This window comes from Neorhizobium sp. T25_27 (assembly GCF_002968565.1).
Classification (GTDB): domain Bacteria; phylum Pseudomonadota; class Alphaproteobacteria; order Rhizobiales; family Rhizobiaceae; genus Neorhizobium; species Neorhizobium tomejilense.
Genome location: NZ_PVBJ01000006.1, coordinates 189,111 through 212,415 on the forward strand (window position 1 = coordinate 189,111; position 23,305 = coordinate 212,415).

Annotated in this window: 18 protein-coding genes; 9 read left to right on the forward strand and 9 right to left on the reverse strand. The window is 63.7% G+C overall.

Translation table 11 applies throughout. From position 1 onward, the window contains the following. Positions 1 to 11: 11 nt before the first annotated feature. Positions 12 to 1,157 (forward strand): DSD1 family PLP-dependent enzyme, encoded by a 1,146-nt coding sequence (locus C5J24_RS18580; protein WP_205836956.1) that lies wholly within the window; start codon positions 12 to 14, stop codon positions 1,155 to 1,157. Here C5J24_RS18580 and C5J24_RS18585 read toward each other — a convergent pair. From C5J24_RS18585 to C5J24_RS18605, 5 genes are all read right to left on the reverse strand, one after another. Continuing rightward, complete coding sequence (locus C5J24_RS18585) at positions 1,154 to 1,936, reverse strand: ABC transporter permease (protein ID WP_105403062.1); 783 nt, start codon at positions 1,934 to 1,936, stop codon at positions 1,154 to 1,156. The two genes, C5J24_RS18580 and C5J24_RS18585, sit on opposite strands and share 4 nt — an antisense overlap. Positions 1,937 to 1,940: 4 nt before the next feature. Next, positions 1,941 to 2,798: an ABC transporter permease gene (locus tag C5J24_RS18590; protein WP_038545833.1), complete on the reverse strand. Its 858-nt coding sequence runs from the start codon at positions 2,796 to 2,798 to the stop codon at positions 1,941 to 1,943. Next, positions 2,795 to 3,838 (reverse strand): ABC transporter ATP-binding protein, encoded by a 1,044-nt coding sequence (locus C5J24_RS18595; RefSeq protein WP_105419919.1) that lies wholly within the window; start codon positions 3,836 to 3,838, stop codon positions 2,795 to 2,797. The genes C5J24_RS18590 and C5J24_RS18595 overlap by 4 nt, the downstream gene beginning before the upstream one ends. Positions 3,839 to 3,929: 91 nt before the next feature. Then, on the reverse strand, positions 3,930 to 4,967 hold the full coding sequence (locus C5J24_RS18600) for an ABC transporter substrate-binding protein (protein ID WP_105419921.1): 1,038 nt from the start codon (positions 4,965 to 4,967) through the stop codon (positions 3,930 to 3,932). A gap of 81 nt (positions 4,968 to 5,048) precedes the next feature. Continuing rightward, positions 5,049 to 6,023, reverse strand: a complete 975-nt coding sequence (locus C5J24_RS18605) for an isopenicillin N synthase family oxygenase (RefSeq protein ID WP_105419923.1) — start codon at positions 6,021 to 6,023, stop codon at positions 5,049 to 5,051. Between the two features lie 115 nt (positions 6,024 to 6,138). On the opposite strand from C5J24_RS18605, the gene C5J24_RS18610 reads away from it, so the two are divergent. Genes C5J24_RS18610 through C5J24_RS18625 form a run of 4 tightly spaced genes read left to right on the forward strand, consistent with a single transcriptional unit; the run spans position 6,139 to position 11,234 of the window. Then, positions 6,139 to 7,248: a carbohydrate kinase gene (locus C5J24_RS18610; RefSeq protein ID WP_105403067.1), complete on the forward strand. Its 1,110-nt coding sequence runs from the start codon at positions 6,139 to 6,141 to the stop codon at positions 7,246 to 7,248. A gap of 38 nt (positions 7,249 to 7,286) precedes the next feature. Continuing rightward, the gene (locus C5J24_RS18615) at positions 7,287 to 8,216 is read left to right on the forward strand and encodes a pseudouridine-5'-phosphate glycosidase (RefSeq protein WP_105419925.1); all 930 of its coding nucleotides are present in this window, start codon (positions 7,287 to 7,289) and stop codon (positions 8,214 to 8,216) included. 23 nt (positions 8,217 to 8,239) lie between these two features. Next, on the forward strand, positions 8,240 to 9,064 hold the full coding sequence (locus tag C5J24_RS18620; RefSeq protein WP_105403069.1) for an enoyl-CoA hydratase/isomerase family protein: 825 nt from the start codon (positions 8,240 to 8,242) through the stop codon (positions 9,062 to 9,064). A 10-nt stretch (positions 9,065 to 9,074) separates the two neighbouring features. Further along, positions 9,075 to 11,234 (forward strand): acetate--CoA ligase family protein, encoded by a 2,160-nt coding sequence (locus C5J24_RS18625; protein WP_245446696.1) that lies wholly within the window; start codon positions 9,075 to 9,077, stop codon positions 11,232 to 11,234. On the opposite strand, the gene C5J24_RS18630 is transcribed toward C5J24_RS18625, so the two are convergent. Genes C5J24_RS18630 through C5J24_RS18640 form a run of 3 tightly spaced genes read right to left on the reverse strand, consistent with a single transcriptional unit; the run spans position 11,181 to position 17,075 of the window. Continuing rightward, positions 11,181 to 12,158 (reverse strand): nucleoside hydrolase, encoded by a 978-nt coding sequence (locus tag C5J24_RS18630; protein WP_105419927.1) that lies wholly within the window; start codon positions 12,156 to 12,158, stop codon positions 11,181 to 11,183. The two genes, C5J24_RS18625 and C5J24_RS18630, sit on opposite strands and share 54 nt — an antisense overlap. A gap of 27 nt (positions 12,159 to 12,185) precedes the next feature. Next, a complete protein-coding gene (locus C5J24_RS18635; protein WP_105419929.1) occupies positions 12,186 to 15,662 on the reverse strand; it encodes an indolepyruvate ferredoxin oxidoreductase family protein in 3,477 nt (1,158 codons plus the stop codon). Continuing rightward, a complete protein-coding gene (locus tag C5J24_RS18640) occupies positions 15,663 to 17,075 on the reverse strand; it encodes an FAD-binding oxidoreductase (protein WP_105419931.1) in 1,413 nt (470 codons plus the stop codon). A gap of 202 nt (positions 17,076 to 17,277) precedes the next feature. Here C5J24_RS18640 and C5J24_RS18645 point away from each other — a divergent pair, with 202 nt between their 5' ends. The 4 genes from C5J24_RS18645 (at position 17,278) to C5J24_RS18660 (ending at position 22,193) form a co-directional block, all read left to right on the forward strand. Continuing rightward, positions 17,278 to 18,036, forward strand: a complete 759-nt coding sequence (locus C5J24_RS18645; RefSeq protein WP_105419933.1) for a FadR/GntR family transcriptional regulator — start codon at positions 17,278 to 17,280, stop codon at positions 18,034 to 18,036. A 33-nt stretch (positions 18,037 to 18,069) separates the two neighbouring features. Continuing rightward, on the forward strand, positions 18,070 to 19,065 hold the full coding sequence (locus C5J24_RS18650) for an MDR family oxidoreductase (RefSeq protein ID WP_105419935.1): 996 nt from the start codon (positions 18,070 to 18,072) through the stop codon (positions 19,063 to 19,065). 91 nt (positions 19,066 to 19,156) lie between these two features. Beyond that, positions 19,157 to 21,469 (forward strand): xanthine dehydrogenase family protein molybdopterin-binding subunit, encoded by a 2,313-nt coding sequence (locus C5J24_RS18655; RefSeq protein ID WP_172724038.1) that lies wholly within the window; start codon positions 19,157 to 19,159, stop codon positions 21,467 to 21,469. Between the two features lie 103 nt (positions 21,470 to 21,572). Continuing rightward, a complete protein-coding gene (locus tag C5J24_RS18660) occupies positions 21,573 to 22,193 on the forward strand; it encodes a nucleoside triphosphate hydrolase (RefSeq protein ID WP_105419939.1) in 621 nt (206 codons plus the stop codon). A gap of 22 nt (positions 22,194 to 22,215) precedes the next feature. On the opposite strand, the gene C5J24_RS18665 is transcribed toward C5J24_RS18660, so the two are convergent. Then, positions 22,216 to 23,286 (reverse strand): ABC transporter ATP-binding protein, encoded by a 1,071-nt coding sequence (locus tag C5J24_RS18665; protein WP_105419941.1) that lies wholly within the window; start codon positions 23,284 to 23,286, stop codon positions 22,216 to 22,218. Between the last annotated feature and the right edge of the window lie 19 nt (positions 23,287 to 23,305).

Here is a 23,305-nt window from a genome sequence, read left to right on the forward strand (position 1 = left end):
GACCCGACCTCATGACCTACGACGACATCGACATCGGCTACGACGTGCCGGCCGCCATCGGCGATAAGATCGCCGACATCCAGACGCCGGCGCTGATCATCGATCTCGATGCCTTCGAGCGGAATGTCGCGCGGATGAAGGATCACGCCGGGGCGATGGGCGTGCGGCTTCGCCCGCATGCAAAGACCCACAAGTCGGCGGATGTCGCGCTCTACCAGATCGAGAACGGCGGCGCAGTCGGCATCTGCTGCCAGAAAATATCCGAGGCGGAAGCGCTGGTGCGTGGCGGCGTCACCGACGTGCTCGTCGCCAACGAGGTGGCCGATCCGAAGAAGATCGACCGGCTTGCGAGGCTCGCAAAGAGCGCCCATGTCTCCGTCTGCGTCGACGATCCCGCTGTCGTTGCGGCACTTTCGGATGCCGCCATCCGGCATGGTGTCACGCTCGACGTGCTTGTGGAGATCGATTGCGGGGCCCGCCGCTGCGGCGTACTACCCGGCGCACCGGCCGTCGAACTCGCAAAGACGGTCGCCGCCGCGCCGAACCTCGCCTTCGCCGGCATCCAGGCCTATCACGGCAGCGCCCAGCATATCTACGATCCGGCGGAGCGCCGCGCCGCGATCGACAAGGCGATCGGCATGGCGCGGGAGACGGCGGAACTGCTGCGCGACGCGGGGCTGGATCCGGAAATCATTACCGGTGCGGGCACCGGCACACACAATCTCGAAGGCGCCTCCGGCGTCTACAACGAGATCCAGCCCGGCTCCTACATCTTCATGGATGCGGATTACGCCCGTGTCCGCTCGACTGAAGGCAACGGCACGGTCGGCGGTTTCGAACATGCGCTGTTCGTGCTGACCTCGATCATGAGCAAGCCTGCCTCCGGCCGCGCCATCTGCGATGCGGGCCTCAAGGCACACTCGATCGACAGCGGCCTGCCGACGGTGTTCGAACGCCCGGACCTCAAGTTCGTCAGCGCCTCGGACGAGCACGGCAAGATCGAGGACCCGCAGGATACGCTGAAACTCAACGACCGGCTGCGCCTCGTGCCCGGCCATTGCGACCCGACCTGCAATCTCTACGACTGGTATGTCTGCGTCCGGAATGGCCGCGTCGAGGCGCTCTGGCCTGTCACCGCCCGAGGCAAGCTCTATTAGAAACGGTGGATGCGCAGGCCCAGCACCTTTTCCGAGATGACCACCACCGCCATCGTCAGCACGATCGAGCAGGTCGAGACGGCCGCCGCTTCCGGCGTGAAATTGGTGCGCAGGTAGTCGAACAGCTGGATCGGCAGCGTCGACATGCCCACACCCTTCAGCATGAAGGAGATGGTGAAGACGTCGAACGAGATGATGAAGGCGAACAGGCAGCCGCCGATGACGCCCGGCTTGATCAGCGGCAGCATGATCCGCCGGAAACGGGTGAACCGACCTGCCCCGAGGCTCTGCGCCGCAAGGCTCCAGGCCGGATCATAGCTTTCCATCGAGGCCGACACGTTGATGAACACGAAGGGCAGCGTGATCAGCACATGCCCGACGATCATGCCGACCAGGTTCTGCGTGCCGAGGCCGGCCGAATAGACGAAGAACAGCAGCGAGATCGCCGTCAGCACTTCCGGCAGCAAGAGCGGCGCCAGCATGGCGACCCGCACCGTCTCCTTGAGCTTGCCGGCATGGGTCACATAGAACATCGCCGCCATCGTGCCGATGATCCCGGAGATCACCGTGGTCAGCGCCGCGATCCACAGCGAGGTGCGGATCGCCCGCATGAACACCTCGTTGTTGAAGAAGACGAGATACCAGCGGAAGGAAAGCCCCTGCGGCGGGAAGGTAAGGAAGGCCCCGGCATTGAAGGAAGCGATTACCACGACCGCGATCGGCGCCAGCAGGAAAGCGTAGATGAGCAGGCAATAGACGGTGAAGAACGGTTTCGACATGTCTCTATGCCTTCCATTTCATGACGGTCAGCCGTCCGAAGATGACGACGAAGATCGCACCGGTGACCGACAGCATCAGCGCCAGCGCCGAACCGAACGGCCACTGGAACGTATCGATCAGCGCATCCACCACCGTCACCGCCATGGTTTTCACGCGCAAGCCGCCGATCAGCGACGGCGTCACATAGGCGCTGAGCGACAGGACGAATACGAGGATGCAGCCGGCCTGGATGCCCGGCAGCGACAGCGGCAGGGTGATGCGCCGGAAGGAGGTGACCTTAGACGCGCCCAGCGACCGGGCCGCCGCTTCGAGCGACGGATCGATGCCCTGGATGGCGCTCATGATCGGCAGGATCATGAAAGGAAGGAAGACATGCACCAGCGCAATGATGATGCCGAGCGCGTTGTACATCAGCGGCAGCGGCCCATCGATCAGCCCCCAGCCGGTCAGGGTGCGGTTGATGATGCCGTTATTGCCGAGCAGGATCGTCCAGCCGTAGCTGCGGATGACGATGCCGACGAGCAGAGGCGAGAGCACCAGCGCATAACCCAGCGCGCGGAAGGTCGAGGCCCCGCGCGCCAGCTGCCAGGCGACGGGATAACCGAGAACCAGGCAGATGAAGGTCGTCAGGAAGCCGATCCACAGCGTGTTGATCACCTGTTGGACATAGAAGAAGTCCGAGAAGAACTTGCCGTAATTGCCAAGCGTGAAGCCCGGCCCATAGGGCGTGCCCTGCCCCGGCATACGGAAGCTCATGACGACGATATTGAGATAGGGCAGCACGAGGAACACGCCGAGCAGGATCGCGGCAGGCGCGATCAGCAGCAGCGGTCCGAACCTTTTTCTGGGCGGGACAATCATGCCACGGTCCCTAGCGGCCAGAAGCGATCGGACGGCGCATGCACCAGCACCTGGTCGCCATCGGCAAACCGCGTGCGTGGAAACGTCTGCACGTTGACGACGGCGCCGGTCGCCAGCTCCAGCCGGTAATCGACGAGACTGCCGGAATAATAGCTCGACAGAACCTTGGCCGGCGCCCCTGCAGAACCTGAGCTGATCGGCAGCAGCTCGACCGCTTCCGGACGCAGAGCCAGCATCAGTTCGGCACCATCGGCGAAATCTCCGCTGACCGGCACGTCGCCGAAGGCAGTCGAAACGACCCTATTGCCGACCTTGCCGCGGATGATGTTCACCTGTCCGACGAACTCGGCGACTTCCAGATTGGCGGGACGCTCGTAAATGTCGGAGGGCGTGCCGATCTGGGCGATACGGCCGCCGAACATCACCACCACCCGGTCGGACATGGTCATCGCCTCGGCCTGGTCGTGGGTGACGTAGACCGTGGTAATGCCGACACGACGCTGCAGGTCGCGGATGAAGACACGCATCTCCTCGCGCAGCTTGGCGTCGAGATTGGCGAGCGGTTCGTCGAGCAGCAGGATCTTCGGCTCGATGACCAGAGCGCGGGCAAGCGCCACGCGCTGCTGCTGGCCGCCCGAAAGCTGGCGCGGATAACGCTCCGAATAACCGGCGAGCTGCACCATATCCAGCACCTTGGCGATGCGGGTGCGGATCTCGTCCTTTGGAAGCTTCCGCATCTCGAGCCCGAAGGCGAGGTTCTTTTCGACCGTCATATGCGGAAACAGCGCATAGTTCTGGAAGACCATGCCGATATCGCGCTTTTCGACCGGCACATGCACCACGTCGCGGCCGTCGAAGCGGATCGCCCCTGCGGTCGCATCCTCGAAACCGGCGATCATCTTCAGCGTCGTCGTCTTGCCGCAACCGGACGGCCCGAGCAGCGAGATGAACTCGCCCTCGGCGATCCGTATCGAAATGCTGTTGACCGCAGGACCCTGCCCGTAGTCCTTGGTCAGCTTTTCGATGCTCACCTCTGTCATGAAATTTCACTTTCCAATTGAAGAGCCTGACCCGAAAAAAAGCCGATCATGGCCTGCTTTCGAAGGCAGACCATGATCGCAGCGGGGGAAATCACTTGATCGTCTTCGCCCAGCGTTCGGCGAGCTCGCCCTGCTTTTCGTTGACGAAGTTCCAGTCCCAGGTGAGGATCTTGTCCATGTCGGCGCCGGAAACCGGCACGTCGACCTTGAGCTCGGCCGGCACGACCACCTTGGAATTGGTCGGCGAGATGAAGAACTCCTTCATCATCATCCCCTGCACTTCCGGCGACAGCAGGAAGTTGGCGTACTGGTAGGCCAGTTCCTTTTCCGGCGCGTTGGCGAGGATGTTGATGGTCTGGTCGAACATGAACATCCCTTCCTCCGGGATGATACAGTCGACCGGCAGGCCCTGGCGGCGCAAGCGAGCGATCTCGCCGAAATCGAAAGGCGCGACGACAATTTCGCCAGAGGCAAGGCCGGTCGACATGTTGAAGTCCACCTGGATCACCGAGCCCAGCTTCTGAAGCGCCGCGAAACCGGCATCGACGTCATACTGGTCCTTGCCGAAGATCTTCGAAAACAGCAGCAGCTCCATCTTGCCGGCGCTGTTGGCGAAGTTGTAGAGGCCGATCTTGCCCTTGAATTCCGGGTTGTTCCAGAGATCCTTCCAGGACTTCGGCTTGGTCTTCACGAGGTCCGTGCGGTAGCCGATGCCGATCGGCGAAACGGCGCCGATCGCACCCCAGCCATCGGTCTTCTTGGCAAGCGGATAGAGATCGTTGTAGTTCGAGAGCTTGGTGAGATCCAGCTTTTCGAAAAAGCCCTCCTTGCGCAGGCCGGACGCGAAAACCTCATTGGTCATCACGATCGAATAGGGAGGCTTGGCGGCGCCCGCCGCACGCAGGTTGGCGCCCCAGACGCGGCCGTTGCCGACGTCGAGCGTCACGGCGGCGCCGGTCTGCTTGGTGAAGGCGGGCCCGATGGTCGAACGCCAGTATTGTTCCCACACCCCGCCGAGCGTCGGCACGACCAGCGCCTTCCCTTGAGCCCGCGCCGGAAGGCCGAAAAGGCCGGCCGCGGCGAGTGCACCCATTCCGGCAAGCGTTTGCCGCTTTGTCAAATCCATCATGTTCAGTTCCCCTTGTTGCGGTCTTTCGAGACCTTGCTGTGCCGGCGGTTCTCCGCTTCTGCGCACGAAATTGGTCGGTGATCAGCCTTTCGAAAAGGCCTGCTTCGTCTTCAGGTCGATATAGTCGCCGTAGGTGATCGGCTCATATTTGGCACCGCCCTTTACGAACGGGGCCAGGCACTCGATTACCGTATCCTTCGACGGATTGAGGAAGAACGGGATCGACTGACGGCGGGCCGTGCCCTTGAAACCGGTCGGTGGATTGGCGACGCGGTGCGGCGTCGAGACCCATTCGTCATTCGTCCAGCGCATGAAGGCGTCGGCTATGTTGATCACATAGGCGCCCTCGATCGACGGGGCGTCCAGCCAGTCGCCGTTGCGGTTGCGCACCTGCAGCCCACCGGCAGAGGCCTCCGAGCGCAGGATCGTCATGAACCCGTAGTCGGTATGCACGCCGGCACGCATCTGGCCCGGCAGCGGCGATTCTTCCTGCTCCGGATAGTTGATGACGCGCAGCGCCGAGAGATGGTTTTCGAAGGAAGCTTCGAAATAGTCCTGATCGAGCCCGATTGCCTGGCAGAAGATGCGGCGCATGTGCTTGGCGAGCGTCTCCATCTCCTTGAAATAATCGCGGAACGCCTGTTCCAGGCCATCCGGCCTGTCCGGCCAGGTGTCGCCGGGAAGGTTCTCGCCGAAATTCAGGCTTTCCTTGTAGTCCCCGGGCGTCTTGATCCCGAGCGTGGCGGCGAGCGCCTCTTCGGCGATCGGCGAAAACGCGACGCCGCCCAAAACGCCGGTGCCGCGGCCCTGGGTCTTCTTCCAGTCCTGCGGATAATCGAAGAAGGCGCGGGCAAGATTGTAGAGCCTCGACGTCACCTCGGGCGAAACACCGTGGCCGGTGACGAGGAAGAAACCGGTATCGCGGCAAGCGGTTTCGATCGTTTTCACGACGGCGGCGGCGCCTGCCTCGTTGCGGATGAAGGGGCCGACATCCACCACCGGAATGCCGGGAGCGGCATCATTGGATGACGCAGGATTGGCGCTCGTTAAGGACATGCCTACCTCCAATTCACATCTGACAAACAGATGTTGACAAAAACATCTGTTGTTGTCCATATCAAAATGAACGAAGTTGCAATGCGGTTTTCGACCCAAGGACGATCGACGAAACATGGATGACCTTGCGCCACAGGAAGCGGCCGTCCTGGCAATCATCAAGGACAACCCGTTCGCGGGCCAGCAGGAGATCGCCACCATGCTCGGGCTGGCGCGCTCGACGGTCGCCGCCCATATCGTGCAGCTGATGCAGAAAGGTTATATCCTCGGCCGCGGCTATGTAATGCCCGCCGAGACCCGCGCCGTCTGCATCGGCGGCGCCGTGCTCGACCGCAAATATCGCGCCAAGCAGGAATTCGTCTTCGAGACTTCGAACCCGGTCGACGGCGTGCGCAGCCTCGGTGGCGTTGCCCGCAACGTCGCTGAAAACCTCGCCCTTCTCGGCACCACGACCAGTTTCGTCTCGATCGTCGGTGACGACGAAGGCGGCCGCGCCGTCGTGAAGCACATGCGCGACCGCGGCATCGATGTCAGCCAGATCATCACCACGACCGAGCGCCCGACGGCGGAATATGCCGCCATCCTCGACACCAAGGGCGACCTCGTGCTCGGCATTGCGGACATGAGCATTTTCGACCTGCTGCTGCCGAGCCATATCGAGCGCATCTGGCCGCATCTCGCCGCCGCAAGCTGGGTGTTTTCCGACTGCAACCTGCCGGCTGAGACGCTTTCGGCTCTGATCGCCAAACGTCAGGGCGCCCGTTTCCGGCTGGCGATCGACGCGGTCTCGACACCCAAGGCAGCCCGCCTGCCGAAAGATCTCACCGGCGTCGATCTGCTGTTCATGAACATCGATGAGGCGAACGCGATCCTCGGACGCAACGCGCACGAGACGATCGACGACGCCAAGGAGGCGGCGCTTGCCCTGCAGGCTGCAGGCGCGCGCGAGGCGGTCGTCACCATGGGTCCGCGCGGCATTGCGGTTGCCGGCACCGAGGGCGCCCGCACCTTCCCGGCAGTCCATGCCCGGCCCGTCGATATCACTGGCGCAGGTGATGCGATGATCGCGGGCACGCTGCACCGGATCCTGCACGGCGAGGACACCTATAATGCGGCCCGCACCGGCGCGTTGCTCGGCACGCTGACCACCGAAAGCACCGCAAGCGTCCATACGGACCTGTCCGAACGCTTCCTGGAAGCCAATATGCACCGATTGGCCGGCTGACCCATCGGCTGGTCGAAAACGATTTAAGGAATACCGAAATGGCCCTCATCAAACCGAAGCTGAGCCGCGAAGTGGCCGAAACGATCGCAGCCGGCGGCCCGGTCGTGGCGCTGGAATCGACGATCATTACCCATGGCATGCCCTACCCCGCCAATCTCGAAACCGCACTCGGCGTCGAGGCCGTAATCCGCGAGAACGGCGCGATCCCGGCGACCATCGCCGTCGTCAACGGCGAGCTGCGCGTCGGCCTCGAACACAGCGAACTGGAAGAACTGGCCCAGGCCAAGGGCGTCGTGAAGGCATCCGGCCGCGACCTCGCAGTCGCCATGGTCCGCGGCCAGTCGGCCGGCACTACCGTTTCAGCCACCATGCTGATGGCCGATCTTGCCGGCATCGAGATTTTCGCGACCGGCGGCGTCGGCGGCGTGCATCGCGGCGCCGAGCAGACGTTCGACATTTCCGCCGACCTGACCGAACTCGGCCGCACCAGGACCGCCGTCGTCTGCGCCGGCGTTAAATCGATCCTCGATATCGCCAAGACGCTGGAATATCTCGAAACCCAGCGCGTTCCGGTCATTGCTTACGGCACCGACGATTTCCCGGCCTTCTTCACCCGCAAGAGCGGTTTCAAGGCCGACCACCGGCTCGATACGGCCGAAGAGATCGCCAAGGCCATGTATCTGCACCACCAGCTCGGCACCGGCACCGGTCTCTTGATCGCCAATCCGATCCCGGAAGCGGCAGCCCTGACGCCGGAATTCATCGACGGAACGATCTCGGACGCCGTGCGCGAGGCGGAAGAGCGCGGCATCGGCCGCAAGGAACTGACGCCTTTCCTGCTCGCCCGCATCAACGAGCTTTCCAAGGGCGAGAGCCTCAAGGCCAATATCGAGCTGGTGAAGAACAACGCGCGTCTCGCCGCGAAGATGGCCGTCGCCTACGCGGCGCTGAAGAAGGTCGGCAAATAGTTCAAGAACAAGGGGAACTGCCCATGAACCCGCAAATGAACAGCTACGAGACGATCCTTTACGAGAAGGATTTGACCGACAAGTTCGCGACGATCACCATCAATCGCCCCGACAAGATGAACGCGATGAACAAGACGGTGATCCGCGAGATCGACGCGGCGGTTGCCGCAGCCGTCGCCGATCCGGACATCAACGCGCTCGTCATCACCGGCACCGGTCGCGCCTTCTCTTCCGGCTACGACCTCCAGGGCGGCGATTTCGATGTCGACATCGATTTCTGGCGCGAGGATATGTCGGAAAATGCCGAGGCCCTGCTCAACATCTGGCGCGCGCCGATCCCCGTCATCGCCTCGGTCAACGGTTACGCTCTCGCCGGCGCACTCGAGCTGATGATGTGCTGCGATCTGGCGATCGCTGCCGACAACGCCAAGTTCGGCGAACCGGAAGTCCGCCACAATTCCGGCCCGCCGGCGCTGATGATGCCCTGGCTGCTTGCCACCCGCGACGTGCGCTGGCTGATGTTCACCGGAGACATGGTGGATGCCCAGGAGGCGCTGCGGATGCACCTGATCAACAAGGTGGTGCCGGCCGACCAACTCAAGGAAAAGACCGAGAACCTCGCCCGCAAGCTGGCCCGCATGCCGGTGCCGGCGCTGAGATATACCAAGGCTTCGATCAACAACCAGCAGATGGTTGCCGGCCTGATGCCGTCGTTCCAGTACAATATCGAAGCGATTGCCGCCCTCCACGTCACCCGCCAGGGCCGCGAGTGGATGGCAAACCTCGCCAAGATGTCGCTGAAGGAATATCTCGCCTTCCGGGACGACCCCTTCAAGGGCCTCGACTGAGGTTTTGGCCATGGCGGCCAATACCGCGGAAGCGATGCGAGCCCTGATGGCACCGCGCTCCGTCGCGGTCGTCGGCGCCACCGAGCGCGCCGACGCCTCCTCCAGCTATGTGATGAAGAACCTGATGCGCTTCGGCTATCAGGGACAGATCATTCCGGTGCATCCGAGGCGCGGGACAATCTTCGGGCTTCCCGCCTCGCCCTCCCTCTCCGCACTGACCAATGCACCCGATGTGGCCGTGATCGGCATCGCCGCCGACAAGGTGATCGCGGCCCTCGAAGAGGCCGGCAGCACCGGCGTCAAGGCGGCGGTCGTGCTGGCCTCCGGTTTCGCCGAGTTGGACGAGGCCGGTCGTGAACGCCAGCGGCAACTGATCGAGATCGCTGAGCGCTATGGCATGGCGATCTGCGGCCCGAACTGCCTCGGCCTCTTCAACCTGAGCTCCGGTGCCGCACTCTATTCCTCCAGCCTCTCGACCAATCTCGAAAAGGGCCGCTTCGCGATCCTTTCTCACTCCGGCGCCAGTGCCATTGCGCTCGGCAATACGGGAAGATTCGGGCTGAGTCACATCGTCTCCTCCGGCAACAGCGCCGCGACCGATATTCCCGACTATCTCGAATTCCTCGCGGCGGATGATCAGACCAGCGCCGTCGGCATCGTCCTCGAGGCTATCCGCGAGCCGGAAAGACTGGCGGCCGCGATGGAGAAGATGCACGCCGCCAACAAGCCGGTGATCGCCCTTCGCGCCGGCCGCTCCGAACGCGGAGCCCAGGCGACCGCCGCCCATACCGGTTCGCTCGCCGGCAGCAACGACGCCTATCGCGCCTTCTTCCGCCGGACCGGCATTATCGAGGTCTCGGACATGGACGGCTTCATGGAAACGGCGACGCTCTGCCTGGACCTGAAGGACCGTCCCGCCAAGCCGGGCGTCGCGATCGTCGGCGTTTCCGGCGGCGGTGTGGCACATGTCTCCGATATCGCCGATGAGATCGGCCTATCGCTACCCGACCTGCAGCCTGAAACGGTCGCCCGGGTAAAGGCGCGGCTACCGCCCTTTGCCACACCCCAGAACCCGCTCGACACGACGGGCGTCGTCTTTGCCGATAGCGGGATCTATCGCGATGTCCTGCACGCGCTCGCGGACGATCCGTCGATCGGCCTGATCGTGGCAACGCAGGATACACCCGCTGGTCTCGACGATTTCTGCGCCTCCGAATATCTCGGCATCGCCGAGGCGGTTTCCGATTATGCAGGGACGGGCAAGGTGCCGGTCGTGTTCATGAGCAACCTCTCCTCCGGCCATCACCCGGATGTCGAGGCCAAGCTTTCGAATGTGCCGGTGCTGCGCGGCACGAAAAGCGCGCTGACAGCCGCCCGCAGCCTCATCACTCAAAGCCGCCACGTCTCCTGGCCTGACAAGACAACGACGACAAAGAAATACCTCCCCGCCGGAGCTTTGACCGAGCGCGAGGCCAAGCAACTGCTCGCCGCCGAAGGACTGCCGGTCCCCAGGGAACAACTCGTCAGCAGCGCGGACGCCGCTACCGAAGCAGCCAGACAACTCGGCTTCCCGGTGGTCATGAAGATCGAGTCGCCGGATATCCTGCACAAGACGGAAGCGGGCGGCGTGAAACTCGGCGTCGCTTCGGAAACGGAAGCCCGCGCCGCCTTCGACGCCATCATGGCGGGCGCCCGTGCCTACGCCCCGAATGCGGATCTGCGCGGCGTTTCGGTGCAGGAAATGGTGACGGGCGGTGTCGAGGCACTGGTCGGCCTCGTGCGCCACGAACCCTTCGGCTTCGGCCTCGTGGTCGGCATCGGCGGAGTGCTGGTGGAACTGGTGAAGGACAGCGCCTTCGACCTCCTGCCGATCGACCTTGCCCGCGCCGAGGCTATGATCGGCGAGACGAAACTGGCATCGCTGCTGGAAGGTTATCGCGGCGCGCCGAAGGCGGATCGCAGGGCACTCGCCGAGCTGCTGGTCAAGATATCGGAGTTCGCCGCGCAATACGGCGACGATATCGAGGCGGTTGATCTCAATCCGGTCGCGGTCTTGCCCGAGGGCAAAGGCGTGCGCATCCTCGACGCGCTGATCATCCCGCGGAAGCGCGACCGATCAGACCAGCCGCAGCTTCGGCGGAGCCGCATTCTCCGCGCGTCCGAACCATGAGAGCCGCTCAGTCAGCAGCGTATAAAAACCGTCGGCATCGACGTCGCGCATGAACATCGCGTTCTTCGGCCGACCGGAAACGCCCCACCAGTCGGCGACCGTCATGCCCTTGGTGAGTTCCGACTCCGTCTCGATTTCCACATTGCAGAGCCGGCCGGAATAAAGCTCCGGCTTTACCAGATAGGCGATCACGTTCGGATCGTGCAGCGGCCCGCCGTCGCTGCCGTATTTCGCCACGTCGAAGCGCTCGAAATAATCGAGCCAGCCGACGACGGCGTCGGAAAGCGGCGTGCCGATCGCCTGGATGGCGGCAACGCGAGCGCGGGTCGTCAGCGTCTTGTGGGTGACGTCGAGCGGCATCATCACGATCGGCACGCCCGAACCGAACACGACGGCCGCGGCCTGCGGGTCGACATAGATGTTGAATTCCGCCGCCGGCGTGATATTGCCGCCCTCGAACAGTCCGCCGCCCATCAGCACGATCTGTTTGATACGAGCGGCGATTTCGGGCGCCCGGGTCAAAGCCTTGCCGAGATTGGTGAGCGGCCCGAGCGTGCAGACGGTGACGGTACCGGCCGGTTCGCTTGCGAGCGTCTCGACGATGAAATCGATACCCTGCTGTTCCTGAAGAGGCATGGTCGGCTCGGGCAGATCGGCGCCGTCGAGACCCGTCGCGCCGTGGACATGTTCGGCGGTGACGAGCGGCCCGGTCATCGGCTGGCTGCAGCCGGCGAATACCTTGATGTCCGAACGGCCGGCGAGTTCGCAGATCTTGCGGATGTTCTTCGTCGTCAGCGACAACGGGACGTTGCCTGCGGCAGCGACGATCCCCAGCACTTCGATTTCCGGGCTGGCTAGCGCCAGCAGGATGGCCAGCGCGTCGTCCTGGCCGGGGTCGGTATCGATGATGATCTTCTCTGCCATGCGGGTCACTCTCGGATACGGGAACGGTTACGCGACATGGGTGAGCGGCTCCCTCGCCCGCCATTTCGCAACGAGATCGGTTTTACGCTTTTCGAAACGCGCGACGGAGGCGAGCTTCACATGGCCGAAGCCACGAACCATGTCCGGCAGGCCGGCGAGCTCGACGGCAAGCGCATGATTGCCGGCATCGAGCCCGGCCGAAAGCTCTGCCACGAGGTTGAAATAGTCCTCGATCAGCTGCCGCTCCATGCGCCGCTCGGCCGTGTGGCCAAAGGGGTCGAAGGACGTGCCGCGCAGGAATTTCAGCTTTTCCAGCACCCCGAAAGCCGGCCGGATCCATGCGCCAAATGCGATCTTGGCGGGATGGCCGGTGCGCTGATCGATCTTCGAGATCATCGGCGGTGCCAGGTGATGCTTGATCTTGAAATCGCCTTCGAACTGCTCGGCAAGCTTCTTCTCAAAGCTCCGGTCCCGATGCAGCCGGGCGACCTCGTATTCGTCCTTGTAGGCCATCAGCTTGAAAGCGTTTTTGGCCACCGCCTCGGCAAAACCGGTCACGCTGCGCAGCTGCGCCTCGGCCGATTTCGCGACATCCACCAAACCCTTGTAGCGCTCGGCATAGGCGGCATTCTGGTAATCGATCAGGAAGGTGACACGCTTGGCAACCGTCTCCTCCAGCGTCTCGGCCGTCAGTTCCGGCTTCACGAGGCCAGCCTCGCGGGCGACGGCTTCCGGATCGACGGCGGCGCGGCGGCCCCAGCCAAAGGCGGCGCGGTTCATGGCGATGCCGGCGCCGTTGAGCTCGATCGCCTTGTCGATGGCCGCGAGGCTGATCGGCACCAGCCCGCGCTGCCAGGCATGGCCGAGCAGGAACATGTTGGCGGCGATCGCATCCCCCAGCAGCGCGGTTGCCATGTCGGTCGCGGCAACCGTCTCGACAGCTTCGTCTCCGGCGGCACGGCGCAGAGACTTCAGCGTCGCCTCTTGCCGGAAATCGATCGTCGTGTCCTTCACGAAGGACGCGGTCGGCGCGAAATGGTCGTCGATGACGGCGCGCGTCTTGTTTTTGGCAAACGAAGTCAGCGAATTCTTCTGTGCGGCGACGACGATATCGAAGCCGAGCACGAGGTCGCTTTCGCCGGGGCCGACGCGCACGGCGTTGATCTGCGCCGGGTCCTTCGCCAGCCGGATATGCGAAACGACGGAGCCGTTCTTCTGGGCAAGGCCGGTCTGGTCGAGCGTCACCAGGGCCAGCCCGTCGAGAAGCGCCGCTTGAGCCAGAATGGCACTGACCGTGATGACGCCGGTGCCGCCGATGCCGGCGAGCAGCATGCTGTAGGGCGTCTCGAAAGTCGCGGTGAACGCGGGCAGCGGCAAGTCGTCGGTCTTCACCACCTTCGACTTCGCCGCCGGCTTGCGGATGCTGCCGCCTTCGACGGTGACGAAGCTCGGACAGAAGCCCTTGATGCAGGAGAGATCGGTATTGCAGCTCGACTGGTTGATGCGGCGCTTGCGGCCGAATTCGGTTTCCTGCGGCTCGATCGAGATGCAGTTGGAAACGGCGGAACAGTCGCCGCAGCCTTCGCAGACCAGTTCGTTGACGAAGGCGCGCTTGTCCGAGACCGGGTAGGCGCCACGCTTGCGGCGGCGGCGTTTTTCGGCTGCGCAGACCTGATCGTAGACCAGCACCGTGACGCCGGGGATGTCGCGCAGCTCGCGCTGCACGGCATCGAGCTCGTCGCGGTGATGGATGGAGACTTCGCGCGGAAGATTGCCTTGCCAGACTTCCGGCCGCTCGGCGACCACCACGACGCGCGCAGCACCTTCCGCCAGCATCTGCCCGACAATGCCCGGCACGGTGACATCGCCGTCATGTTTCTGACCGCCAGTCATGGCGACCGCGTCGTTATAGAGGATCTTATAAGTGGCGTTGACCTTGGCCGCGATCCCGGCGCGGATGGCGAGCAGGCCGGAATGGAAGTAGGTGCCGTCGCCCATGTTGACGAAGATATGCTTCTCGTCGGTGAAGGGCGACAGGCCGATCCAGGAGCCACCCTCGCCGCCCATCTGGGTAAAGGTCGAGGTATTGCGGTCCTCGTTGCCGATGATCATCATGTGGCAGCCGATGCCGGTGGAAGCACGGCTTCCCTCCGGCAAGCGGGTCGAGACGCTGTGCGGACAGCCGGAGCAGAAATAGGCCTCGCGTTTCAGCGCGGTCGCCTCGACGCCCATGGCGATCGACATTTCCTCCACGAAACGCGCCTTGGCCTGCAGCGCCTCATCGAGATGATCGAGCCGGGAGAGGATGGCTTTCGCCACCGACAGCGTGCCGATCTCGCCGATCGCCTGCAGCAGCGCCGCGCCGTTCTCGCCGGCCTTGCCGAAAACCCGCGGGCGCCGTTCCGTGGGAAGATTGAAGAGCTGTGTCTTGATTTGGTCTTCGAGGATCGAGCGTTTTTCCTCGACCACGAGCAGTTCGTCGACGCGGGAAGCGAACTCCGCGATCCCCTGCGGCTCCAGCGGCCAGACCAAACCGACCTTGTAGAGCGCGATGCCAAGTTCCGCCGCGCGCGTCTCGTCGATGCCGAGCAGCGCCAGAGCGCCCAGAAGATCGAGCCAGGATTTGCCGGTCGAGACGATGCCGAGCCGGGCGCGGTCGGTACTTCCCCAAACAGCGCGGTCCAGCCTGTTGGCGCGGGCAAAGGCCTGAACGGCCAGCATCTTGCGCTCCAGCCGAAGTTCCATCGCATGCGGCCCGTCCGGCCAGCGCAGCGACAGGCCGTCCAGCGCGAAGGTCTCGTCGGGAATGACGATCTGCGGTCTGTCCGGATCGAGATCGACCGTCGCCGAGCATTCGACAATCTCGGTCTGGCACTTGAAGCCGATCCACGCGCCGGAATAGCGGCTCATCGCAATGCCGAGCAGGCCGTATTCGATATATTCGCCGACGCCGGCCGGCGACAGCAGCGGCACCATAGCCGAGATCAGGTTGTGCTCGCTCTGATGCGGCAGGGTGGAGGAGACGGCGCCGTGGTCGTCGCCGACCAGCAGCAGCACCCCGCCGTTCGGGTTGGTGCCGATCGCGTTGGCGTGGCGGATCACATCCATGCTGCGGTCGACGCCCGGCCCCTTGCCGTACCACATGCCGAACACGCCGTCGTAACGCGAGCCCTGGAACATGCCGGTCTGCTGGGTGCCCCAGACGGCAGTCGCCGCCATGTCCTCGTTGAGGCCCGGATGAAATTTCACATGCGCGGCATCGAGAAACTTTTTCGCGCGCGCCATCTCACGGTCGAAACCGGCGAGCGGCGAGCCCCGATAGCCGGACACGTAACCGGCCGTATTCAGGCCTCGCGCCAGGTCTCGCTGGCGCTGGATTATCGGCAGGCGCACCAATGCCTGCGTGCCCGACACCAGGATGCGGCCTTTTTCCAGCGTGTAGCGGTCGTCGAGGCTGACCTTGCTGTTCGAGAGGCTCGTATCCGGTGCGGTATGGATCGACATCTACGCGCGCTCCGCCTGCAGCACCGCAACCGGCGGTTCGAAGACCCGGCCACGATTGAGAATGTAGTTCGGATCGAACGCGGCTTTCAGCCGGCGCATCGTGGCGATCTCGGCTTCGCTGCGGGCATATTTCAGGTATTTCACCTTGTCGGTGCCGATCCCGTGTTCGGCGGAAACACCGCCGCCGACCGCCTCGATGCCCGAGAATATCGCCTCGGCGACCTTTTTCTCGTGATGGCTGAACATGCAGTAATGCAGGTTGCCGTCACCCAGGTGGCCGAAGATATAGGTCCGCGCCTCCGGATCGATCTCGTCGACGGCGAGCGCTGCCCTGTCGAGGAATTCCTGCATGCGGGACAGCGGCACGGAAATATCGAAGCCGATCGTCACTCCATTGCCGAACAGGTAGTCGTTGATGCCGTCGCGAATGCCCCAGAGCCCGTTGAACTCGCGCAGCGAATTGGAGAGCACCACGTCGATGGCAAGCCCATCCTCCAGCGCGGCAGCAAGGGCCGCCTCGAAACGCTCGTTGTCCTGATCCGGCGCCTGCCCCTGGATCTCGACCATCGCATACATGCCGGCCCCTTTTTCGACCGGCGGGCGGATTCCCATATGGTCGACGGTGCCTTCGTAGACATTCGGAAAGATCGCCTCGAACGCGGAGATGAGGCCGGAGAGTTCCACCCGCAGCCGCGCCAGCAGATCCTGCGCCGCCTTCAGCGATGGCAGGGCGATGAAGGCGTTGCGCTCGATCTGCGGTTTCGGATGCAGTTTCAGGCAGGCGCGTGTCACGACCCCGATCGTGCCTTCGGTGCCGATGAACAACGGATTGAGGTCGTAGCCGGAATTGTCCTTGGGCAGGCCCTTCAGCGAGGAGAGGACCGTGCCGTCCGGCAGCACCGCTTCCAGCCCCATGACCTGCGCCCGGTACATGCCGTAACGCAGAACCCGGATGCCGCCGGCATTGGTGCCGATATTGCCGCCGATCGTCGCCGTGCCGCGCGCACCGATATCGACGCCGAAAAAGAGGCCGACGTCGCTCGCCGCCTGCTGGACGATCTGCAGCGGGGTGCCCGCCTTGACGATCATCGTCTGCGCCGCGACGTCGATCGACTCGATGCCGTTCATCCGTTCGAGCGAGATGGAAACTTCGCCCTCGACGGGCCGGGAAGAACCGGAAAGCCCGGTGCGGCCCCCCTGCACCACGATCGGCTGGCGAAGTTCGTTGGCGGTGGAAAGAACGGCGGAAACGTCTTCGGTATTGCGCGGACGCAGGACAGCGGCTGGCCGGCTGCCTCGAGCGGTCGCATCCGCAGCATAACCATCCGAAATCGCATCGCCGGTGAGGATCGCAGCGGCATCCAGCCTGTTTTGGAGACTGGAGACAAGACGGTTCACGCGGTCAGAGGACAAAGCCCGCCTCCCCCGCAAAACCTGCGTCCCAGCCCTGCGCTCCGGCTCGGCCGAATGCGATTGCGCCCATTCTCTCGTTCCCCTTTTTTCTTGGGGGTGAAGTTATTCCCATTCCCCTATTTGTCAAACCTATATTTAAAAAGCAGTAGCCTTTTTGCCCCTCCCATGGCATCAGTATGGCAGGAACCATGGGAAGGGTGACATGATCCTCAAATACGACGAGGTCGTCCGCACGGGCATCGCCAAACAGGTATCGGACAATATCCGTTCCGCGATCATGGACGGCCGGCTGAAGATCGACGAGCGCCTGCCGACCGAGGAGGAACTTGCCCGAAGCTTCGGCATTTCCCGCCCGACGGTGCGCGAGGCCCTGAAGCGCCTCGCCGCCCAGAACCTCATCCATTCCAAACGCGGCCCGACCGGCGGCAATTTCGTCAAGCGGCCGGATCCGGAAGGTCTTTCCAAGGCAATCACCGGCGCCGCCACCCTGCTGGTCGGTATCGGCGCCTTCGACATCGAAGAGATCATCACCGCCAGGCTGGAGACGGAAGCCGTCTGCTGCCGGCTGGCCGCCGCAAATCGCAGCGAAACCGACCTCGCTGCGATGGAAGCGGAAATCGCGGTGCAGCTCGACGAGGCTGTTAGCGACGAGGATTTCTGCGCTTCGGACGTGCGTTTCCACAGGGCGCTGGTGGAATCGACCGGCAACGGCCCGTTGAAGCTGATGATGTACACCGTCATCGAGGCCTTCATTCCGATCACCAACATGATCGTCTTCCGGGTTCGCGAACGGCGCCACGTCGCCTCGCTGCACCAGGAAATCGTCGACGCGGTGCGCAGCCGCGAGGATGCCAAGGCCGCCGATGCGCTGGCCCGGCTGCTGGCCTATGTGCGCGAAAGTTATTCCGCCGTGCTCGACGCGCGCGCCAGGCGCGATGCCGCCACACAGGCCTCCGCTTAAAAACCAACATCGCCACGACATCGGGAGAGAGACATGACCGAGACCTTCACCGCCATGGTGATCGACGCCGTCGACGGCAAGCCGAAAGGCGCCTTCAGGGAGATCTCGATTGCCGATCTTCCCGACAATGACGTGCTGGTCGAGATCGCCTATTCGACGCTGAACTACAAGGACGGCTTGGCGATCACTGGCAAGGGCCGCATCGCCAGGCGGATGCCGATGATCGGCGGCATCGACCTCTCCGGCACCGTCGTCGAATCCCGCTCGCCGGAATGGAAGGCCGGCGACAAGGTCGTGCTGAACGGCTGGGGCCTTTCCGAAACCGAATGGGGCGCCTTCGGCCGCTACCAGCGCGTCAAGCCGGAATGGCTGATCCGCCTGCCCGACGCTTTTTCGATGGAACAGGCGATGGCAATCGGCACCGCGGGTTATACCGCGGCACTCTGCGTCGATGCGCTGGAGAAATGGGGTTCGATCAAGCCCGGTGAGGGCGAAGTGCTGGTCACCGGTGCTGCCGGCGGCGTCGGTTCGGTCGCCATCGCGCTGCTGGCAGCCCGCGGCTACAACGTCACCGCCTCAACCGGTCGTCCGGAAACGCACGACTACCTTGCCTCGCTCGGCGCCACCAATTTCATCGATCGCGCCGTGCTTGCCGAAAAGGGCGGTCCGCTGCAAAAGGAACGCTGGACCGGCGGCGTCGATAGCGTCGGCTCGACGACGCTCGTCAACGCGCTTTCCCAGACGATGCGCGGCTGTGCCATCGCCGCCTGCGGCCTCGCCGGCGGTGCCGACCTTCCGGGCACCGTGCTGCCGCATATCCTGCGCGCCGTGACGCTGATCGGGGTCGACAGCGTCATCGCCACCCGAGAACAGCGGCTGTCGGCATGGGCGCGGCTGGCCCGCGATCTCGATCCCGCCAAGCTTTCGGAAATCACCACGACGGAGCCGATGTCCAACCTGCCGCAACTCGCCGAGGATATTATTGCGGGGAAAATTCGCGGGCGTGTGGTGATCGATGTGACGAAGTAGAAAAAGGTAGACCAGAGGCGGCTTTCCATTCGCGGCTCAGAGGCGGTAGAGATATCTCCGGCAGAAAATTGCATGGCGTGGGAGAGTGGTTTTGAGCAGTGATCACGAGGTCTTCACCGGTCGCCGGGAAGACATAAGACTTGTTACCGGCCAGGGCGCATATACCGCAGACAAGGTGCTGGATAACCAGCTCCACGCCGCATTCTTGAGAGCCGACCAGCCGCATGCGCGCATCGTTTCGATCGATGTCGAGGCGGCGCTCGCCGCACCGGGCGTCCATATCGTGCTGACCGGCAAGGATGCGCTCGAAGCAAACCTGATCGCTCCCGGCCCGCTGGTCTCTTTCCCCGGCGTCGATGGGATGAAGATCAAGGCACCGCACCGCTATGCGCTGTCGACCGACCGCGTCCGTTTCGTCGGCGAACCGGTTGCCATGGTCGTGGCCGACAGCGCCGAGGCGGCTGCCGATGCGGTCGAGCTGATCGCGGTCGATTACGAGGACCTGCCGGCTATCATCGATCCGGAGACCGCGCTGGAAGACGGCGCGCCGCAGCTTTTCGACGAGGTGCCGGGCAACCTGGTTTTCCTGCACAGTTTCGGCGACAGGGCGACGGCCAATGAAGCCTTCGCCAAGGCCGCGCATATCTCGACGCTGACGGTCGAGTCGCAGCGCGTCGCCGCCAACCCGCTCGAACTTAAATCCTTCATGGCGGCATACGACGCCGGGACGGAGGTCTTCGACGTCTATTCCGCCAGTCAGGGCACAGGCCTTGCCGATGGCCTTGCCCGTTTCACCGGCCATCCGCCGGAAAAGGTGCGGCATCACATGGGCGATGTCGGCGGCAGCTTCGGCATCCGTGGCGCGGCCTATCCGGAATATGCGGCGATCATGCTCGCAGCCAGGAAACTCTGTCGGCCGGTGCGCTGGACGGCCAGCCGCACGGAAAGCTTCCTCGCCGATTATCACGGCCGCGCTGTCAGGTTCACCGGCGAGCTTGCTCTCAGCGAAACCGGCGACTTCCTCGCCATCCGGATGAATATCGTTTGCGATCTCGGCGCTTATCATTCGCCGCCCGGCGCGCTGATCAATGTGCTCAACCCGATGCTGACGGGCACCGGCTGTTACCGCATCCCAGCGGTATTCGGCCTCAACCGCCTCGCCTTCACCAATACTTCGCCGATCGCCGCCTATCGCGGCGCAGGCCGTCCGGACATCAATTATTTCGTCGAGCGGCTGGTGGATCAGGCCGCCACCGATCTCGGCATGGACCGGATCGAAATCCGCCGGAAGAACCTGATCCCCGACGACGCCTATCCCTACACGACACCGACCACGGTCTACGACAGCGGCGGCTATGTCGCGATGCTGGAAGAGGCGGTATCGATCTCCGATTGGAGAGGTTTCGAAGCCCGCCGGAAAGCCTCCGAGGAACGCGGCCATCTGCGCGGCATCGGCATGGGCGTCTTCATCGAGCCGTCCGGCGGCGGCCATATGCCGGAAGAAACCGAGATCCGCTTCGAGGCGGACGGCACGCTGACGCTCTACACGCTGTCCGGATCCGCCGGTCAGGGCCACGAGACGGTGCTGCCGCGGCTGGTTGCAAAGGAACTCGGCATCGACGAGAACCTGATCAACCTGCGCGCCAACAGCGTTCATGCGCCTCGCAAGCTCAAGGGTGCCGGCACGATGGGGTCGCGGACCATGGCCTCGCACGGCGCCTCCCTGACCATCACCTCCCGCGAGGTGGTGAAGAAGGGCCTGAAGCTCGCCGCCGAGGCGCTGGAAGCCTCGGAAACCGACATCGAATTCGATGACGGCCACTACAAGGTGGCCGGCACCAACATGTCGGTCTCGCTTCTGGAGCTCGCCGCCCGCAACGTCACGCCGGAGGGCAACGCACTGGATACGCTCGCCTCGATCCAGCCGGAGCGAAATTTCCCCGGCGGCGTGCATGTAGCCGAAGTGGAGATCGACCCGAATACCGGCGAGACCAAGGTCACCTCCTATATCGGCGTCGACGATGCCGGGCACGTCATCAATCACACCCTTCTCGAAGGCCAGATGCACGGCGGCCTCGCCCAGGGCGCGGGCCAGGTCTTCGGCGAGCATATCGTTTATGATCGCGATAGCGGCCAGATGCTGACTGCCAGCTTCATGGATTATTTCATGCCCCGCGCCGACTTCATGCCAACGCCGCGCTTCTTCGACCTGCCGACGCCCTCGCCCACCAATGTGCTCGGCGTCAAGGGCGGCGGCGAGGCCGGCACGACCGGGGCGCTGCCGACGCTGATGAACGCCGTCCTGGATGCGCTTCGCTCGGCCGGCGTCGAGGATTTCGACATGCCCGCGACGCCTTACAGGGTTTGGGACGCCCTGAAGGCGGCCAGGGAGAACGCTCGATAGGACCTCATCCCCGCGCCGCATCCATCCCTTCGTGGATTGCCTGAACGTATTGCGGGACGCTAGAAGTTCATTTCGATAAAATGAAACGCAAGGCGTCGGCGCAATGACACTGGACGACATCACCAACACCGTCATCGAGCGGGCGAGCGACAGGCGACGTTTCATCGTTGCGGTCGCCGGCCCGCCGGGCGGCGGAAAATCCACGCTCGCCGATGCCCTGCACGAAGCCTTGCTGGCGCGAGGGGAATTGGCCGAAGTTCTACCGATGGACGGCTTCCACCTCGACAATGGCCTCCTCGAAGCCCGCGGCCTGTTGCCCCGCAAGGGCGCGCCGCAGACTTTCGACGTGCGCGGTTTTGCCGACATCCTCAAAGCGGTGCGGCAGGGAGGCGAGGAAGTGCTGGTGCCGGTCTTCGATCGATCGCGCGAGATTGCCATCGCCTCGGCCCGCCCCATCTCCCCCGATACCCATATCGTTCTGGCGGAAGGCAACTACCTGCTGATCGACGAAGCGCCGTGGTCGCGGCTCGCCGAAATGTTCGACTTCACGATCTTCGTCGGCCCTTCGGAAGAGGTGCTGCGCGAGCGGCTCAAGGCGCGCTGGGTGCATTACGGGCTCGACGAGGCGCAGATCGCGCGGAAACTCGACGGCAACGACCTGCCGAACGGCCGCTACATCCTCACCCACTCGCGGCCGGCCGACATCAGGCTCGAAAGCTTCTGAGGCCTGTTGCGGCAATGCCGGACTAGAGGGCCACGCCTGTTTCGCGGTCGAACACATGTACCTGTTCGGCCGGGATATTGGCTTCGAACCGTGCGCCGTAGCGGGCCGGGTATTCGCCGTCGACGATCGCGACCACCGGATGGCCGGCGAGATCGAAGACGATGTGGGTCTGCGCGCCGGTCGGCTCGACCAGCAGTGTCTGGCCGGCAAGCGCCGTCCCGCCCGCACCAGGGCTGAGGTGTTCCGGACGCAGGCCCACCTTGATCGCCTGTCCACGCTTCACCTTGCGCTCCGGCGCGATGCGGATCGAGGTACCGTCGCCGAGACGCGCGGCAGCCTCGCCGCCATCGCCATCGACGGTGCCATCGAGAAGGTTCATCGCCGGAGAACCGATGAAGGCGGCAACAAAGAGGTTGGCCGGCTTGCGATAAAGCTCCATCGGCGTGCCCTCCTGCTCCACCCTTCCCTGGTTGAGGACGACGATCCGGTCGGCCAGCGTCATCGCCTCGATCTGGTCGTGGGTGACGTAGATCGAGGTCGTCCCGACCTTCTGATGCAGCTGCTTGATCTCCGAGCGCATCTGCACGCGGAGTTTCGCGTCGAGGTTTGAAAGCGGTTCGTCGAACAGGAAGACGGCCGGGTTGCGGACGATCGCCCGGCCCATGGCGACGCGCTGGCGCTGGCCGCCGGAAAGCTGCGCCGGCTTGCGGTCGAGAAGCGGCATCAGGTCGAGCATGCGGGCCGCCTCGGCGACGCGTTCGGCAATCACCGGCTTCGGGGTTCCGGAAAGGCGCAGGTTGAAGCCCATGTTCTCGGCGACCGTCATGTGCGGATAAAGCGCATAGGACTGGAACACCATGGCGATGTTGCGCTCGCGCGGCGTAAGCTCGTTGACGACAGCGTTGTCGATGATGACCTCGCCGGCGGTGATTTCCTCAAGCCCGGCAATCATCCGCAGCAGCGTCGATTTTCCGCAGCCGGACGGACCAACCAGCGCGACGAACTCGCCGTCTTCGATCGCCAGCGACACGCCGTGGATGACCGAGAGCGCCCCATAGGCCTTGCGGACTTGTCTGAGTTCGACGGATGCCATGCGAATTACTCCGGGTCGG